Source organism: Rhizorhabdus sp. P4_G6 (assembly GCF_056401045.1).
Genome location: NZ_JBFUKC010000016.1, coordinates 57,662 through 74,107 on the forward strand (window position 1 = coordinate 57,662; position 16,446 = coordinate 74,107).

At 63.2% G+C, this 16,446-nt stretch carries 15 protein-coding genes; 6 read left to right on the forward strand and 9 right to left on the reverse strand.

The features are described 5' to 3' along the window. The first annotated feature begins 37 nt into the window (after positions 1-37). The gene (locus tag AC1DPF_RS15175; protein WP_477867096.1) at positions 38-1,969 is read left to right on the forward strand and encodes a CHASE2 domain-containing protein; all 1,932 of its coding nucleotides are present in this window, start codon (positions 38-40) and stop codon (positions 1,967-1,969) included. 134 nt (positions 1,970-2,103) lie between these two features. After that, positions 2,104-2,547, forward strand: coding sequence for a BLUF domain-containing protein (locus tag AC1DPF_RS15180; RefSeq protein WP_477867098.1), 444 nt, complete (start codon positions 2,104-2,106; stop codon positions 2,545-2,547). Between the two features lie 62 nt (positions 2,548-2,609). Here AC1DPF_RS15180 and AC1DPF_RS15185 read toward each other — a convergent pair whose 3' ends face one another. The 3 genes from AC1DPF_RS15185 to AC1DPF_RS15195 are packed head-to-tail and all read right to left on the reverse strand — an operon-like array spanning position 2,610 to position 5,217. Further along, the gene (locus tag AC1DPF_RS15185; RefSeq protein ID WP_477867100.1) at positions 2,610-3,083 is read right to left on the reverse strand and encodes a GreA/GreB family elongation factor; all 474 of its coding nucleotides are present in this window, start codon (positions 3,081-3,083) and stop codon (positions 2,610-2,612) included. Beyond that, positions 3,080-3,874, reverse strand: a complete 795-nt coding sequence (locus AC1DPF_RS15190) for a DUF1365 domain-containing protein (protein WP_477962193.1) — start codon at positions 3,872-3,874, stop codon at positions 3,080-3,082. Before AC1DPF_RS15190 ends, AC1DPF_RS15185 begins: the two co-directional genes overlap by 4 nt. Next, positions 3,871-5,217, reverse strand: a complete 1,347-nt coding sequence (locus AC1DPF_RS15195) for an NAD(P)/FAD-dependent oxidoreductase (RefSeq protein WP_477962195.1) — start codon at positions 5,215-5,217, stop codon at positions 3,871-3,873. Before AC1DPF_RS15195 ends, AC1DPF_RS15190 begins: the two co-directional genes overlap by 4 nt. Before the next feature lie 224 nt (positions 5,218-5,441). Here AC1DPF_RS15195 and AC1DPF_RS15200 point away from each other — a divergent pair, with 224 nt between their 5' ends. The 4 genes from AC1DPF_RS15200 (at position 5,442) to AC1DPF_RS15215 (ending at position 9,033) form a co-directional block, all read left to right on the forward strand. After that, positions 5,442-6,245: a DUF1295 domain-containing protein gene (locus AC1DPF_RS15200; protein ID WP_477867106.1), complete on the forward strand. Its 804-nt coding sequence runs from the start codon at positions 5,442-5,444 to the stop codon at positions 6,243-6,245. Between the two features lie 13 nt (positions 6,246-6,258). Beyond that, entirely contained in the window at positions 6,259-7,284 is a 1,026-nt protein-coding gene (locus AC1DPF_RS15205) for an SAM-dependent methyltransferase (protein ID WP_477867108.1), read from the forward strand. A gap of 84 nt (positions 7,285-7,368) precedes the next feature. Next, positions 7,369-7,851 carry a host attachment family protein gene (locus tag AC1DPF_RS15210; RefSeq protein WP_477962197.1) on the forward strand — a complete coding sequence of 161 codons (483 nt, stop codon included), beginning with the start codon at positions 7,369-7,371 and terminating at the stop codon, positions 7,849-7,851. A gap of 141 nt (positions 7,852-7,992) precedes the next feature. Then, the gene (locus AC1DPF_RS15215) at positions 7,993-9,033 is read left to right on the forward strand and encodes a rod shape-determining protein (protein WP_477867112.1); all 1,041 of its coding nucleotides are present in this window, start codon (positions 7,993-7,995) and stop codon (positions 9,031-9,033) included. Here the strand turns inward: AC1DPF_RS15215 and AC1DPF_RS15220 are convergent. The 6 genes from AC1DPF_RS15220 to AC1DPF_RS15245 form a co-directional block, all read right to left on the reverse strand. Continuing rightward, positions 9,030-10,118 (reverse strand): sphingomyelin phosphodiesterase, encoded by a 1,089-nt coding sequence (locus AC1DPF_RS15220; protein WP_477867114.1) that lies wholly within the window; start codon positions 10,116-10,118, stop codon positions 9,030-9,032. The two genes, AC1DPF_RS15215 and AC1DPF_RS15220, sit on opposite strands and share 4 nt — an antisense overlap. Before the next feature lie 298 nt (positions 10,119-10,416). Then, a complete protein-coding gene (locus AC1DPF_RS15225; RefSeq protein WP_477867116.1) occupies positions 10,417-11,736 on the reverse strand; it encodes an MFS transporter in 1,320 nt (439 codons plus the stop codon). Between the two features lie 141 nt (positions 11,737-11,877). Beyond that, positions 11,878-14,271 carry a TonB-dependent receptor gene (locus tag AC1DPF_RS15230; protein WP_477962199.1) on the reverse strand — a complete coding sequence of 798 codons (2,394 nt, stop codon included), beginning with the start codon at positions 14,269-14,271 and terminating at the stop codon, positions 11,878-11,880. Between the two features lie 104 nt (positions 14,272-14,375). Beyond that, positions 14,376-15,281, reverse strand: a complete 906-nt coding sequence (locus AC1DPF_RS15235) for a TauD/TfdA dioxygenase family protein (RefSeq protein ID WP_477962201.1) — start codon at positions 15,279-15,281, stop codon at positions 14,376-14,378. 66 nt (positions 15,282-15,347) lie between these two features. Continuing rightward, entirely contained in the window at positions 15,348-15,764 is a 417-nt protein-coding gene (locus tag AC1DPF_RS15240) for a nuclear transport factor 2 family protein (protein ID WP_477867122.1), read from the reverse strand. Positions 15,765-15,802: 38 nt separating this feature from the next. Continuing rightward, positions 15,803-16,237 (reverse strand): nuclear transport factor 2 family protein, encoded by a 435-nt coding sequence (locus AC1DPF_RS15245; RefSeq protein WP_477962204.1) that lies wholly within the window; start codon positions 16,235-16,237, stop codon positions 15,803-15,805. Positions 16,238-16,446 lie beyond the last annotated feature (209 nt).

Sequence of the window (16,446 nt, forward strand, 5' to 3'; positions counted from 1 at the left end):
GATGGACGACCCTGATCTATCATAGCACAACGGCTCAATGCGCTACCGTTCCGACCGTCTCGACATAACCGGCGACGGGATGCCACCCTCGGCCAATTCTGGCGGGTGGCGGACGATCGGCGGGCGCGTCGCGGCCGAATGGCTTGTGCTGGCGCTGGTAGCGAGCATGCTGGTGGCGGCGCTCGTGCTCGGGCGGCTCACCGAACGCCTCGACTATATCGTCTACGACCATGCGCTGGCATCGGCCGAGCGCGCCCCGCCCGACGACATCGTGATCGTCGCCATCGACAATCGCAGCCTGGAGGAGATCGGGCGCTGGCCCTGGCCGCGCCACATCCACGCCCAGTTGCTGGACCGCCTCGCCGAGGCGCGTCCGCGCGCCATCGGCTATGACGTGCTGTTCGTCGATCCGAGCCCCGACGATGCGATGTTCGCCGCAGCGGTACGGCGCAATCGCACCTATCTGCCGCTGGTGATCGACGTCCCCGGCAGCAACGGGGCGGCCTATGACATTGCCACGCCTTCGGGTCCACTGACCGCCGCCGCCGCCGCGATCGCGCAGGTAAATCTTCACTTCGACGGCGACCGCGTCGTCCGCAAAGTCTATCTCGAGGAAGGCGGCGGCGGCCGGTCGTGGCTCCAGCTTGGCGCCGTCATGGCCGGTCTCCGGGCGGAGGGCGGCGGCGGAGCCGGCCCGGCCGGATTGCACCAGGCTCGGCCGGTACTGATCCCCTATGGCGGCACGACCGGCCACGTCCCGTCGATCTCCTTCGTCGACCTGCTCGACGGGCGGGTGCCGCCCGAGCTGCTGGCGGGCCGCCATATCCTGATCGGCGCGACCGCCGACGGCCTGGGCGACAGCTACGCCACCCCCACCTCCGGCGCTACCAGCCAGATGTCCGGCGTAGAGATCCAGGCGCATCTGCTCGACACACTGCTGCGCGGCGACGCGATCACTCCGGCCTCGCCAGGCTGGCAGCTCGGCCTTGCACTCGGGGGAATCTGGATCGTAGCCTTTGGTCTGCTGCGGCTGCGGTCGCGCGGTAGCGCCCTCCTTGCCGTCGCCGTCGCGCTGTCCATCGTCGGCCTGAGCTTTGGCCTGTTTCGCTTCGCCAATATCTGGTTGCCACCGATCTCCGCGCTCCTCGGGCTGCTGTTCGTCGTTTCGGTCGCGGCTTGGCGCGAACGCATGCGGCTCCGCCAAACCCTTCTGCGCGAGCGGATCGCCGCGGCTGCGACCGAGGGCGAGTTACAGGCGGCGCGAAGCATCCAGCTCGGCATGCTGCCGCCGCGCTCCGATCTTTCAGGTTTCGATCCGCGCGTCGACATCGACGCCCTGCTCGAGCCGGCCCGGTCGATCGGAGGGGATCTCTACGACGTGATCCGCATCGATGCCGACCGGATCGCCTTCCTCGTGGGGGATGTGACCGGCAAGGGCGTGCCTGCCGCACTGTTCATGGCGCTGTCGAAGGCGCTCGCGAAGAGCGTGTTGCTGCGCGGTGTGCCGAACCTCGCGGATGCGGCCGCCATCCTCAACCAGGAGCTGGCCCGCGACAACGGCGAAGCGATGAATGTGACGATGCTCCTCGGCATCATGGATCTGTCCACCGGCGAACTCGTCCTGACAAGCGCAGGGCATGAGGACCCGCTCCACATCGGCGCCGACGGCCGCGTCGCATCCCACAAGCTCGACGGCGGACCGCCCTTCTGCATCGTCGACTTTCCCTATCCCGAGGAACGGTTCACGCTCCTGCGCGGCGAAACATTGCTGCTGGTGTCGGACGGGGTCAGCGAAGCCCTTGACCGCACGGATGCGCTGTTCGGCCATGAACGGCTGCTCGCCGCGATAGCCGGGCGCCGCAGTGCCAGCGAGATGGTCGAAGCGGTGCGCGACGCGGTGCGGGTCTTCGAGAACGGCACCGATCCGACCGACGACCTGACAGTAATGGCTGTGCGCTATCTAGGCTAGGTGTACGTCCATCTCCTATGCGGGTTGTTCCTGGGTAGACTGACGATCAGAGCTCACCAAAAATATGAGGTGTTACACGTTGCGGCCGGAGCTAACTTCCGGTCGCTCAACTTGCGGCTAGAGGAGTTGCCGGCATGGTTTCACCTTACTCGCTCTTATGTATCAGCGAGGCATCCGAACGTTTTCGACTCAATCCGGGCATAGACGAGATAGTCAACGCGTCGATGCGATGGAACCACAGTGTCGGCATCACGGGTGTCCTTATCTACAGCGGCGGATACTTCTCGCAATATCTCGAAGGAATGCAGGAGGACGTCGATGCGCTCATCGATAGGATCCGTGCGGATCCGCGGCATCATTCGCTGGAGATCATGGACACACCCTGCCGAGGCGAGCGTTTATGTTCCGAGTGGAGCCTTGCTTATGCCGGTGACGCAGGCTTCGTACGGAAGGAGATGATCCGCCTGTCGGCCGCCGCGCGGAGCGTAAGTCTCAGGAGAAGAGCATCGACGCGGATGCTCGGCCTGATGCAGGACTTCATCACGATGCGCGGGACGCGCGGCCCAACTATTCATTGAGGCCCTAACTATTATCGGCGAAGTAGTGCTATCGCACGGTACTTCCGCGGAGAAATGTCCAGCTAGATCGCTGCTACTTCCAGGACTTCGATCGCATCCGCCTTCCCGCCGAAATCCGCGAAGTCCCCTTCGCCGGCTCCGATCAGCGCGCGCGCCAGCGGTGATGCGTAGGAGACCAGTCCAGCCGCCGGGTCGGCCTCGTCGTCGCCGACGATCGACATCTCCGCCTCCTTGCCGCGCAGGCGGTACCGCACGCGTGTCCCGAACGCCGCCACATCCCCATCGGCCGCAGGCTGAATCTCCATGGTCGCGCGGCGCGTATGCCAATAGCGCAGGTCGCGCTTATGCGCCTTGAGCTCGTCCTCCGCGGCGCCTGCGGCTGTCGCGGCGTCGATGGCTGCTTCAATCTCGGCGATGCGCGCCTCGATCAGCTTCGCGCCGCGTTCGGTGACGAGATTAGGGCCGGGCGGGATGGGCAGCTCGAACTTGGGTTCGAGATGTTCCTCGTCGCTCTCACGGCGGAACGCGACGCTCATGCCGGAACGATCGAGACTGGGTCGGTGACGATCGAAACGCCGTCGCCCCCGCTGGCGACGTGACGGCGGACGCCGACCCGTTTCAGAAGCAGCCACAGCGCCTCGACATGGATGCCGGCGACGACCTTCAGCGTCAGCAGCGGGTGGCGCAGGAAGGCGGTGGCAAGCGCGCCGTCGCTCAACTCCCGGCGCCTGCCCGAGAATGCGGCCACGATCAGCGGGCCTTTGGCGTCGCCACCGGCGACGACCACCCGCGTCTTCTCCATCGGCGGCTCGACGGTGAAATCATAGCGCATGTCCATGTCCATGAAGGGTGAGACGTAAAGGCGCTTGTCGCAGGCCTGGCGGATGGTCGGCGCACGCGCCTGCCCCTCCGCCACGGGGATCACATAGCTGTGCCGTTCCTTGAAGGTGTTGGTGACCTCATAGATGATCGTCGCGAGGCCGCCGTCGCGGCGGTGGCAGAACCACACCGAAATCGGGTTGAAAACATGGCCCAGCATACGCGGCATGGTGAGCAAACGGATCGGCCCGCCGTCCGGTTCCTGCCCCGCCCGCGCCATCAACGCCTCGACCTGCGGGCGCAGCGGCTTTCCGCTACGGTCTGCGAAGTCCTTGTCGTGGAAGGAGAAGAGGTTGAAGCGATTCCGCGAGAATAGCCGCAGCCGGCCTGCCATCGCGTCGATCTCGTCGAGATCGAACAGGCACTGGAAGACGCGATAGCGCAGCCGGTGGGCCCGCGGTCGAAAGCGCTGGTGAAAGACTTCGCCGGCGTAGATCGCGGATTTCACGCCGCTGCTTCGCGCGTCGGCGCGAGCTCCATCGCCAGCCGGCCATTGGGCTCCTCGACCGTCCAGGGCCGCGCGGCACCAAGCATCTCGGCGACGGCGAGCCCCGACTGCAACCCGTCTTCATGGAAGCCCGCGCCGAGGTGCGCGCCGCAATAAAAGGTGTTGCGCTGGCCTTGAATCGCCCAGATCTGCCGCTGCGCGTCGAGCGCGGCATGATCGAAGATCGGATGCTCGAAGCTGGCGCGATCGATCTCATGCCCCGCGCCGATCGCGCGATTGGGATTGAGCGTGACGACCAGAGGGCGCTTCGTCTCGAAACCCTGCAGGCGGTTCATCCAGTAGCTGACGCAGAGGTCGCCCGTGGCATCGTTCGCATGGCGACGGCCGAAGTAATTCCAGGCCCCCCATAGCGCGCGGCGCTTGGGCATCAGCGCCGGATCGTCGTGCAGCACGGCGAGATTGCTGCTGTAGCGAAACGCGCCGAGCAGTTCGCGCTCCTGCGGGCTGGGATCGGTGAGCATCGTCAGCGCCTGGTTGCCGTGCGCGGCGATCACCACCTCGTCGAAGCGGTCGGGGTTGCCGGCCCGATCGCTGATCATGACCTGCCCGCCCTTGCGTTCGACCTTGGCGACCGGCGTGCCGAGCCGCAGTTCGCCGCCGAACTCCGCCAGGATGCGGTCGACATAGGTGCGGCTGCCGCCGATCACAGTGCGCCATTTCGGACGACGGCCAAGATCGAGCAGGCCGTGATTGTCGCAGAAGCGGACAAACGCCTCCGCCGGATAGTCGAGCAGCAATTGCGCGGGTGCCGACCAGATCGCCGCCGCCATCGGCAGCAGGTGATCGTCGCGAAAGGCGTCGCCGTAGCGGCCCTGCTCCAGCATCTGACCCAGCGTCATTTCGCCGAAGCTGCCCATCTGCGCGCCCGCCTCGCGATAGAAGCGGACAAGGTTGCGCAGCATAGACCAGAAGCGGCGTGAGAACAGGTTCGAAGGCTGGGCGAACAACTGCCAGATGCGATCCCCCGCGGCATATTCGAGCTTGCCGTCGTCGAGCGACACCGCGAAGCTCATGTCGGTGGCGCGCGCCGCAACGCCCAGATGATCGAGCATCGCGATGAGGTTGGGATAGGTGCGGTCGTTGAACACGATGAACCCGGTGTCGACGCCGAGCGAACTGCCGTCTCCCATGTCGACGTCGATCGTGCGGGTATGGCCGCCGGGCCGGGACTCGGCCTCGTACAGCACCACGTCATTCTGCTGGGAAAGCATCCAGGCGGCCGAGAGCCCGGTAATCCCGCTGCCGATAACGGCAATACGCTGGCCCGTGCGGCCTTTCGACATGAACCTGTTCCCCGTCATCGCCCTGCCCCGTCTGCCTCGGCCCAGATACGGCGCCCGGACGGAAGAGGTTGCGCGCTACCCCGCTCCGACTGCTAACCCACGTTATGGAAAGCGCAATCCCGAATCGTCGGGGGACATGCCGCAACGGATTGGCGCGGAGCCCCGTATAGGATTAGGAGAGCGGGCTCGGGGTGTTGTGGGTTCTTTGGGGGGGCATCGAAACAATGGGCGCGATTACCGCCATCACCATCGCATCGCTGATCATGTCGGCAATGATGATGATCGCCTGGGTCGTCCAGAAGGCGACCGCGCAATCCGGTTGGGCCGATGTCTTCTGGTCGTTCGCGATCGGCATCGGCGGGCTGGTCGTGTCGCTGCTGGTGAAGGGCGACGCGCCATTCGAGCGTAACCTCCTGGTGGGCGCGATGGTGGTGTTCTGGTCGATGCGGCTAGGCTTCCACATCCTCGCGCGTACGGCCTCCGCCAGCTACGAGGATCCGCGCTACGCCGATCTCCGCCGCGAGTGGGGCGACAAGTTCCAGCTCCGGCTATTCCTGTTCCTGCAGGTCCAGGCGCTGTGTGGTGTGGGGCTGGTAGTCACCGTCTATGCCGCAGCGCATCGGCCGGGGCCGGTGCTGTCGATCGCCGATTTCGTCGGGCTGGCGCTGCTGATCGTCTCGGTCATCGGCGAAGGCATCGCCGATCGCCAGCTGCGCGCATTTACCGCGGACAGGGCAAATCACGGCAAGGTCTGCGAGACGGGGCTGTGGTCCTGGTCGCGGCACCCCAATTACTTCTTCGAATGGCTTGGCTGGCTGTCTTACCCGGTCATGGCAATCTCGCTGACGGGCGGCTGGTGGCAAGGCTGGCTCGCGCTGATCGGGCCGGCGCTGATGTACTGGCTGCTGGTGCATGTCTCGGGCATTCCGCCGCTCGAGGCGCACATGCTCAGGAGCCGCGGCGAGGCCTTCCGAAATTCGATGGCCCGGACCAGCGCCTTCTTTCCCCTGCCCCCGCGCAAAAGCTGATGGATATATACTGATGGACTTTATCGCCGCCGCCACTGTCGCCGTCGAGCGGCTGCCCCTGCCAGACGCCATCACCTTGGCGGGTGTCGAGTTTCTCGTCGGGCGCACCGGGCGCAAGCTCGCGCGGCAGCCCGACAACAGCGAAGCCTTCGCGCGCACGATGGGCGATTATCCGATCGCGATCCACGCCGACGACGCCAACGCCCAGCATTATGAGGTGCCTGCCGCATTCTTCGACCTCTGCCTGGGCCCGCGCCGCAAATATAGCTGCTGCTATTATGACGGCCCGGGCACGACCATCACGGAGGCCGAGGAAGCCGCGCTCTCCCAGACCGCCGAGCATGCCCAGCTGGCCGACGGCCAACATATCCTCGAGCTCGGCTGCGGCTGGGGCTCGCTTAGCCTCTACATGGCCGCGCGCTACCCAAATGCCCGCATCACCGCGGTTTCGAACTCGCATTCGCAACGCCGGCACATCGAGAAGCTCGCTGCTGCGCAGGGGTCCACCAACCTGAAGGTCGTCACCTGCGACATGAACGACTTCCAGACCGATGCGCTGTTCGATCGCGTCGTCTCCGTCGAGATGTTCGAGCACATGTCGAACTGGGAAGCGTTGCTCACCAAGGTGAGATCTTGGCTGAAGCCCGAAGGCTTTCTGTTCATCCACATCTTCACCCATGACAGGGCAAGCTACCGCTTCGATCATGCCGACAAGGCCGACTGGATCGCGCAGCATTTCTTTACGGGCGGCATCATGCCGAGCCACAGCCTGATCGGCCATTTCCCCAAGCTTTTCACGGTCGAGGAGGAATGGCGCTGGAATGGCGAACATTACGCCCGCACGGCATTCGACTGGCTGGCGCGGTTCGATGCCAACCGATCCGCGATCGCCGCGATCTTCCGCGAAACCTATGGGAAGGATGCCCGGCTGTGGGAGCGCCGCTGGCGGCTGTTCTTCCTCGCGACGGCGGGATTGTTCGGACATAAGGGCGGCGTGCCCTGGGCCGTGAGCCATTACCGGCTGAAGCCGGCGCCCTAGCAGGCCGTTGGCCGAGGAACATTCGCGCCGCCGCAACCTTGCCACTGGATCCGCGTTGGGTCCGACCATGGCAGGAGAAGAGCGATGCGAGTTCCTCACAATGCGTTCGTTGTCATAGCAGACGGCCGCAAGATGCTGTTTTTACGGAACGAAGGCGACACGGAGCATCTCAACCTCCAGGTCGAGCGCAAGGAGATTCACGAGAATCCCAAGGATTCGGATCAGAAGCGGGACGCTTCCGGACGGGCATCATCCACCCAGAGCGGCTCGATGCACGAACGGGGCGGCGGCGCGCAGTTCGCACCGTCCCGCGGGACGATGGGCGAAACCGACTTTCATCAACTCGAGGAAGACCGCTTCGCCGAGGAGATCGCGGAGATGCTCAGGAAGCGGGCCCTTTCGAACAATTTCGAGACGCTGATCATTGCCGCGCCTCCGCGCACCCTCGGCGAGCTTCGCAAACATTACCACAAGGAGGTGAAGGAGCGGCTGGCGGGCGAGATCGACAAGGATCTGACCGGCCATACCGTGCTTCAGATCGAAGAAGCGCTGCTCAGCGCAGCCTGACCACCCTTCACCGCAGAGCCCCTTTTTAGGCTTGGAAATACGGCAGTTCGACGATCACTCGATTGACGGAGGGACCAGCCCTGCGCAGCGTGCCGGCCAGATCGAGCCATCCGGCTTACCAGTCTGCGAAGCGGCTCGAAAATGTTTATTTCCCGAATATTGAACTTCTCCTCCCACGATATGGCAATCGACTTGGGAACGGTGAACACCGTCGTCTACCTGCGTGACAAGGGCATCGTCCTGAACGAAGCCTCGGTGGTGGCGCTTGAGACGCGCAACGGCGTCCAGCGCGTCAGGAGCGTCGGAAACGATGCCAAGCTGATGATGGGCAAGACGCCGGCCGGCATACAGGCGGTTCGTCCGCTGCGCGACGGCGTCATCGCCGATCTCAGCGTGGCAGAGCAGATGATCAAGCATTTCATCGACAAGGCACTGGGAGGCCCAGGCCGATTCCCCCGCCGGCCGAAGATCGTCATCTGCGTACCGTCGGGATCCACGTCGGTCGAACGCCGGGCGATCCGCGATGCCGCCTTCAACGCGGGTGCGTCGAACGTCTTCCTGATCGAGGAGCCCATGGCGGCAGCGATCGGCGCCGGCCTGCCGGTCACCGAACCAACCGGTGCCATGGTCGTCGATATCGGCGGCGGGACGACCGAAGTCGCGATCCTGTCGCTACGCGGGCTGGCCTACAGCACTTCGGTTCGCTTTGGCGGTGACAAGATGGATGACGCCATCTCGTCCTTCGTGCGGCGAAAACATAATCTGATGATCGGCGAGGCCACCGCCGAGCGGGTAAAGCACCGCATCGGCGCGGCCAATGCACCTGAGGGCGAAGGCCCCGAGATGGTCGTGAAAGGGCGCGATCTGGTGACGGGGCGCCCCATCGAGCTGAAGATCACGCAGGCCGAGGTGTCGCTCGCGATCGTCGAGCCCGTCAGCCAGATCGTACGGGCCGTCATGACCGCGCTCGAGAACACCGCTCCCGAGCTCGCAGCCGATATCGTCGATCGGGGAATCGTACTGACCGGCGGCGGTGCGCTGCTCACGCGCATCGATGTCGTCATTGGCCAGACAACAGGCCTGCCCGTCGTGATCGCCGATAATCCCCTGATCTGCGTCGCCATGGGCGCCGGCCAAGCCCTTGAAGAGCCCCGATATGCCGGTGTGCTCGCGGTCTCCTAGCCTCGCAGTGCGGTGTTGCCGGCAATCCTGGGACTGTCGGTCCGCACATAATAAGCGGTGTAGCCGACATGGTCGGACAGCATCGTTCCGTCGAGCTCATGACCGAACGGCACCGCAAGACTGCGCGCGTCGAGGGCATAAGCGAAGCCTGGAATTGAAATCTGCCAATCCCTGCCCCGCTGCGCCGAAAAGCGCGCGTCGGGCGGAATGTCCGCACCGCAGGGCGCCATAGGGGACAGGCACATGCCCAGCGCATCCCGCATCGACCCTTGCGCCGTGCCACTCCCCCAGCGCCGCGCGAACGCCTCGAAATAGGCGCGACGGGTCGGCCGATTGCCCACATTGAAATCCCCCGCCACGATCACCGGCGTGCCCGGCTTCACAGCGTCGCCCAGGAAGCGATCGAGCGCATCGATCTGACCACGATAAGCGTAGAGCGAGCGCGCATCATCGGCACCCGATGCCTTGTGCGAGTTCAGGTGGACATCGACGACGGCAAGCGGTTCCGACAGACCGGGCACCGCTATCATCGCGAGCAACGCGCCCTTGTTGGCCAGGCAATCGAAACCTGCGCAGGCATAGCTCGGAAACGCCATGCGACGAATCGACAGGATCGGATAGTCCGACAATATTTGCAGGCCGCTGCCGACCAGCTTGCCGCTCCGCTCGCCCCTGAAAATGCTTGTCTGCCGCTCAAATTCGCGATCCGCGGGGCGGCTCGCCGGAGCACCAGCCAAGTCCTTGCCCGGACCATCGGCGACATAGCGATAGCCGCTTTGCGGCCCGACAGCCTTGGCCTCGGCGGTGAACGCCTCCTGCAGCGCTACGATATGCGGCTGTTCGCCCTGCATGCGCAGCGTTTCGAGGCGATCCCTGATCCGCGCAAGGGCTGCGTCGCGGCTGAAGCGCACCGGCCAGGGCAGTCCCTCGACATTATAGGTCATCAGCGACAGACGCGGATCCTGTCGAACACTGGGCGCGATGACCGCCGCCGTTCCGTTCGCGGATCTCAGCAGCGCCGGAAACGAGGTGACCGCCACCAATACGAGACCAATTCCCGTCCATCGCAAACTCTTCAATGCCATGATGACGCCACTCCGCTTCGAGCGAGATGACGACACGCCGCGCCGAAAACCGCACTTCAGGGTTGTCTCGCCTGACTCAGCCCGGTCATCCACGGTGCGCGATCTTTTCTTCCTCCTCGATCCGGGTGCCAATGCCACGATGGGCGGGATGGCGGCCACCCGCGCGTCAGGCACCAACGCGGGCTTGGGCGGAGCGAGACTTTATCCCGGTTCGCGGAGCGAATGGATGGCGCCCCTTCCCGCCCGGTCGCCCGGAGCGTGCCCGAAGCGGCCGGTTGAGACCTGCAGCGCTGGCACCTCACATCTCCGAGCCGAGCGCCTCAATGCGCGCCAGCGCAGCTGGCAGCTGACGGATCGCCAGAAGGCAGAAGGCGATGGCAACCAGGTTGATCAGGTTCGTAACAGCCATCGCGTAACGGATCGTCTCCCCCCCGAACAGGGGGGTCATGGCTTGGCTCAGCAGCCCCGTGACGGCCGGCCCGAGCCCGAAGCCGACGAGCGTCGACAGGCCGGCAAGGACGCTGCTCGCACGCCCGCGCATGCGCGGCGGGACAAGTCCCTGTAGAATTCCCCAGGCTGGCCCCAGATGAGCATGGATTCCAAGCGCCCAAAGCATCATCAATCCTACCGCGAGGTAGATGGATGGCGCGAAGACCATCGCGACATTCGCGATGGTGGCGACCACCAGGAGCACCGCGGATACACCGATCCCCCAGCGAGCGTCCCGCCTCGCCATGCGATCGGTCAGTATGCCGCCAACGAAGGTCCCCACCACCCCGCAGGCGATCGCCAGCGCTACGAGGCTCCCGCTTTGTGCGAGAGGGACCTGATGGATGCGGACGAAAAAAGACACGAGCCAGGTCAGCGTCGATGACAGGGTTGCGACCGCAAAGACGCTGAAGCAGATCACATACACGGCCGACCGCTGCGACCATAGAAAGGCGAACGCGAAGCGGGTGGTGGGAGGCTTTTCCGCAGCGGGCGACGCGGCTCGCTCCCGCGCTGGCTCCTTCAGCAGGAAGGGCAAGGCTAGCCCGATAACCACGCTTGCCAGGCCGAAGATCATCAGCGTGGCACGCCAGCCCAGCTGGATGGCAAGGTAACCGCCGCCGAGGAAATCGAGCAACGTGCCAAGCGCCTGGGCGCCGAAATAGAGGCCCATGATCGACGCGCGCTTGTGGGCGGGGAACAGGTCCGAAAAAAGCGACGTTATCGCCGGACTGTTGGGGCCGTGGAAGGATCCAGCGACGATCCGCATGATCACGATACCGGCGATTCCACCCAAACCGCCGAAGGCGGTGGCCAGGCCTGCAATCACGAGGCAAGCCGACAGAATGTTCCGACGGTTGAGGTGGTCGGCAGCAATTCCGCCGGGAAGCGACGCGGCAAGCAGTCCTGCGCCGAACCCAAGATTGGCTAGCATACCCAGCGACCCGTCCGACAGACCGAACTCGGTGCGGATCGGTTCGAGAAGCACCGCCATGATCGAGGTCGTCAAGCTGAGGCCAATACCGATGAGCACGAGCAGGAGGGCAGCGCGCCCCGCGCCCGGCGACGGCGCCGCTTCCAACCGCCCTGGCTGGCGGGCTTCGGCGCCTTTTATATTGCCTGGATCCATTGGACCAATTGCCCCTCACCAAATTTTAAGTGCAGCAACTGCCGTTTCGGTGCGGAGCATGTCTTCCCGCCGGATCACGAGGCCGCTGATCGTCCACGGGAAGGCTATCGGGGAGTGCGCACTCGCGCACTCCCCGATAGGTCAAAACTTGAACGAAGCCTCGATACCGTAGGTGCGGGGATCGCCATAGGTATTGGTAAGCGTACCCAGCGATTCGTAGAGCGACAGGCCCGAGCTGGCATAGGTCTTGTTAGCCAGGTTCTTGCCATAGAGGGCAAGGCCGAAGTTCGAGCCCATGACGTTGTCCCACGACAGGCGGGCGTTCAGCAGGCCCACGCCGGGGATCCGGAGCCCCGGGATCGAGGTCGGGATCAATGGCGCCAGCGCCGTGGCAGGCGTCCGGCCAGCCGCCCTATCCGCTGCTTGCTGGCCCAGGATGATCTGCGCCGGGGTCTGCATCAGCTCGTTGATGAAATAGCCGCTGCGATAGCTGTACGAACCGAAGAACGTCACCTTGCCGATTTGGTCGTCGTCGATCGGCGTATATTTGATGGAGGCGTTGAACTGATGCACAGGCACGCCCGCAAATTTCCGGTCGGTATATTGAACGACCGTCTTGTCCGCCAGGACAGCCGGGAAGTTGGTATATTTCGCATTCACGTAGCTGTAGTTGGCGCTCAGTTCCAGCGACCGGGTCGGAATCAGGGTGGCCTCGGCCTCGATCCCCCAAATCCTCGCCTTCGCCGCATTGATGATCGACGAAGTGACGCTGCCGGTAATCGGATTGATGAGGGTCACGCTGCGCTGGATCGAGTTATACTTCTGCAGATAAGCTGCCAGGTTCGTCCGCAGAAGCATGCCGGCGGGATGCGTGTCCACCTTGAGGCCGGCCTCGAAGTCAGTGACGGTTTCCGGACTGAACGGAAGGCGCTGGACCTTGTCCGACGCCCGGCCATTGAACCCGCCGGTGCGGTAACCGCGGCGGCTCGAGACGTAGAGCAGCTTGTCGGGATCGAGCTTGTAGTCGAGGCTGATGGTCCACGTCGGGCTGGTGAACGTCTTCTCCAGATTGAACGCGCAGCCGTTATAGGGCAGCGCCGGATTGAACGTCAGCGGCACCCCGTTGTCATCCAGGACCTGGCACTTGTTCGGGTTGCCCGCAATCGGCGAAGTGTACTGCACGACCTTCGTCCGGCGCCGGTCAACCGTGAAGCGGAAGCCGGTAGTCAACGAAAGCTTCGGCAGAACTTCGGTCGTCTGCTGCACATAGCCGGAGAACGAGGTGTTGTCCACCACGGGGCCGGTATAGCCAGGTGCGTTCGGATTTAGACCGAAGAACGAGTTCGACAATGAAATGTCGCTACCCTTCTGGTTGAAGAAGTACACACCGGTAATCCAGTTCATCTTGCCGCCCAACGCATTGCCAAGGAACTGCATTTCATCGGTGAACTGTTTGGTATGCGCCGGGTTCTGCACGTAGAACACTGGAAGCGGCGAATCGTCCCCGTCGTAATTGATGTCGTAGTCCATCTTGCGGTAGCCGAAGATGTTCTTGAACTTCACCTCGCCCAGTTCGATCTCGGTCGTGTTGACCAGCAGGGTTGCCCTGCTCCTCTCGTGAATGGGAGAGCTCGCTTCGACTTCACGCACGCTGCGCGCCTGCTGCCGAGCGAGCGCTGTGAGCATCCCCGGGAAGAAGCGGATCGTCGTCGCCGGGCTCACCGCAGTCAGCACGAATGCCGACCCGCCGCCATTGCTGTGGTCATATTCGTAGGTCGTGGTGTTCTTGACGCCCGTGAAGGGCTCCCAGGCGACGATCGCGCGGATCGAATGCTGGTCCGCCGATTCCAGCCGGTGGCCCGCTTCCGTCCCGCCTACGACGACAGCGTAACCGTCGTTCTTGAGGTAGTTGCCCGCAACGCGCACCCGCAGCGTGTCGGATATCGGAAGGTTGAGGTAGCCCTGGACCTGCACTTCGTCGTAGTTGCCGTAGTGCGCGGTGACCCCGGCGCCAAGCTCATCGGTCGGCTTGGCGGTGGTGAACAGCACCGCGCCGCCCGTGCTGTTGCGGCCGAACAGGGTGCCCTGGGGCCCCTTCAGCACCTGGACGTTCTGCAGGTCGAACAGGCCGAGGTTGATGCCCTGGTTCGGCGTCAGCACGACTTCGTCCATGTAGACCGCGACCGAAGCGTCGGCGACGATCTGCGTATCTTGGGTGCGCTGGCCGCGAAGGCTGATCGATGGCGTGTCGCGACGGCCGGCCGCACCCTGGAACGCCAGCGACGGCGTCGACGCCTGCAGGTCGACGAAGGTGGTGACCGAGCGCTCCTTGAGCGCCTCGCTGCTGAATGCGGTGATCGCGACCGGCACGCTCTGCAGCGACTCTTCACGCCGGCGAGCCGTAACGACRATATCGCCGTCCGCAAATCCCGTCTCTTCGGCTGGCGGCTTGCCAGCCTCGACCTGTGCCTGTGCCGCCATCGGCATCATCACACCAAAGAACGCGACTCCGGACAGTAAGAAAGCCCTATTCATGACAACCCCCTTCGATAGTTTTTGTTGGATAATGGTTTACGCTCACCTTACACTTCATGATAATATCATAACCGATATTATTTTAGTAATGTTGTTTGCAATATTCACTCCAAAGGCTGTAGCGGATTACGAACCTTGTATCGGAGCTCGCTCGGCCTTCCATCGACGCCGACCGGAACCTCGCCGCAAACGGTGATCCGCCGGATCACGCGACGCTGGTCGCCATAATCGCGGATGGCGTAATGCAGCGTCGCGCGCTCATCCCAGATCACGAAATCGCCCTCGCGCCAGCGCCACCGGACGACATTCTCGGGCCGCGTGATCTCGTTCATGAAAACCCTGAAGAGATGCTGTGAATCCTCGCCCGAATATCCGACGAATTTCTGGGCATAGTTGCCCAGCATCAGCGATCGTTCCCCCGTTTCGGGATGGACCCTGACGACCGGGTGCTCGGTCTCGTAAATCGTCGCCGTAAAAGGGTTCTTCATGGCCATGAGGCCAGCTTCATACTCGACGTCCCACCGCGCATTCGTGTGAACCGCACGCAGCCTATCGGCTAGTTCTCGCAGTTGGTCGGGCAATACGGCATAAGCACTGGCGGCATTGGCCCACATCGTATCTCCGCCGAAGTCGGGCACAGTTACGGCGCGCAGAAAAGCCGCCGAAGGAGGAGCATCCTGAAAAGTTTGATCGGTATGCCAAAAATTTGCGAACTCCTTGCGGCGAGAATCCAGTTCGCTGATGTGCGTGCCCGGCTTGTTCGGCGTGGTCGGATGATCATGGATGTCGCCAAACAGCAGGGCAATCCTTTCGTGCATGACGTCATCGATATGACCATGGCTTCGAAAGAAGAGCACCTTATGCCGCCACAGGGCCTGCTTCAGGGCCTCGACCAGGTCCGCCGAGATGTCCGCAGTAAGCTGGAYATCGGCGATCTCCGCTCCAATGTTACCCGCTACCCGCCTGATGCCAAGATTGGCGCCCTTGGCAATGAATTGCGCGTCACCCATGGTCGATCCAATTTATAAAGTATGATTCCCCAAGATCATCCGGTGATTTCCTGAGCATATCGAATATTATTTCGATTTGTTTTGTAGATCGGCAAGCTCATTTCCAAGAACCTGCCAAACGTGGAGACTATCGTTATATTCGCGTGCCTCAACGATCTTCCCATTCCTGATTACGTGCAGGAAATGATAATGATTATTGTATATATTGCCGTTTTTGAGCTTGGCATGTGACGCCGTAGCGGTACAGGCCCGCTCGCCTTCGACGGTGATGATGGGGTCGTCGAAATGGAACCACCCGTCCACGAGCAACGTCCGAAACCACTGAGCGAACTTCATGGTTTCGGCCTTGCCGATCCATCCGCGCCGGGGCGACCAGCTACGGTAATCATCGGCGACGAGCCGGTACATGCCGTCGGTGTCGCCCGCGCTCATGCAATCCCACCATTGCTTGTGAATGGCCCTTGTCTGTTCGGTCACGTCCATCGTCGGATCTCCTGGAAATTCTGCTCGCTCCGCCGGACTCAGGCCTGAGCGGCTGCAGCGCGTTGCGCGCGACGTTCGGTGATTTCCGCCTCGAGCACGCTCCAGACGTGGAGCGAATCGTTATATTCGCGGCTCTCGATGATCTTCCCGTCCCGCACGACGTTCAGAAAATGGTAATGATTGTTGTAAATTCCGCCGTTCTTCAGTTTCGCGTAGGACGACGTCGCAACGCAGGCGCGGGGCCCTTCCACGGTCACAACCGGCTCTTCGAACTTGAACCACCCGTCGACCAGGAGCGTCCGAAACCATTTGGTGAATTCCGATGTCTCCGCCTTGCCGATCCAACCGCGACTGGGCGACCAGCTCCTGAAGTCATCGGCCAACAGGGCCTCCATCGCCTCGGAGTCGCCGCTTGCCAAATAATGCCACCACTGCTGGTTCACTGCCCGCGTTTGTTCCGTGATGTCCATCATCGCTTCCTCTCGTGTGTTCATTGGGCGCCACCACCGATTAAAATCAGGCCGCTCAGCCGGCGCGAGCCGGCGCGAGGCCCTTTCCCGCCACGGCTTCCGTACGGAGGTTTCGAACGATCACCACCGCGCTCGCCAGGACACAGCCGGCGAGGACCATGAGCCCGATATCGTAGCTCCCGGTCTGGCTATAGGCATAGGCGGCGATGACC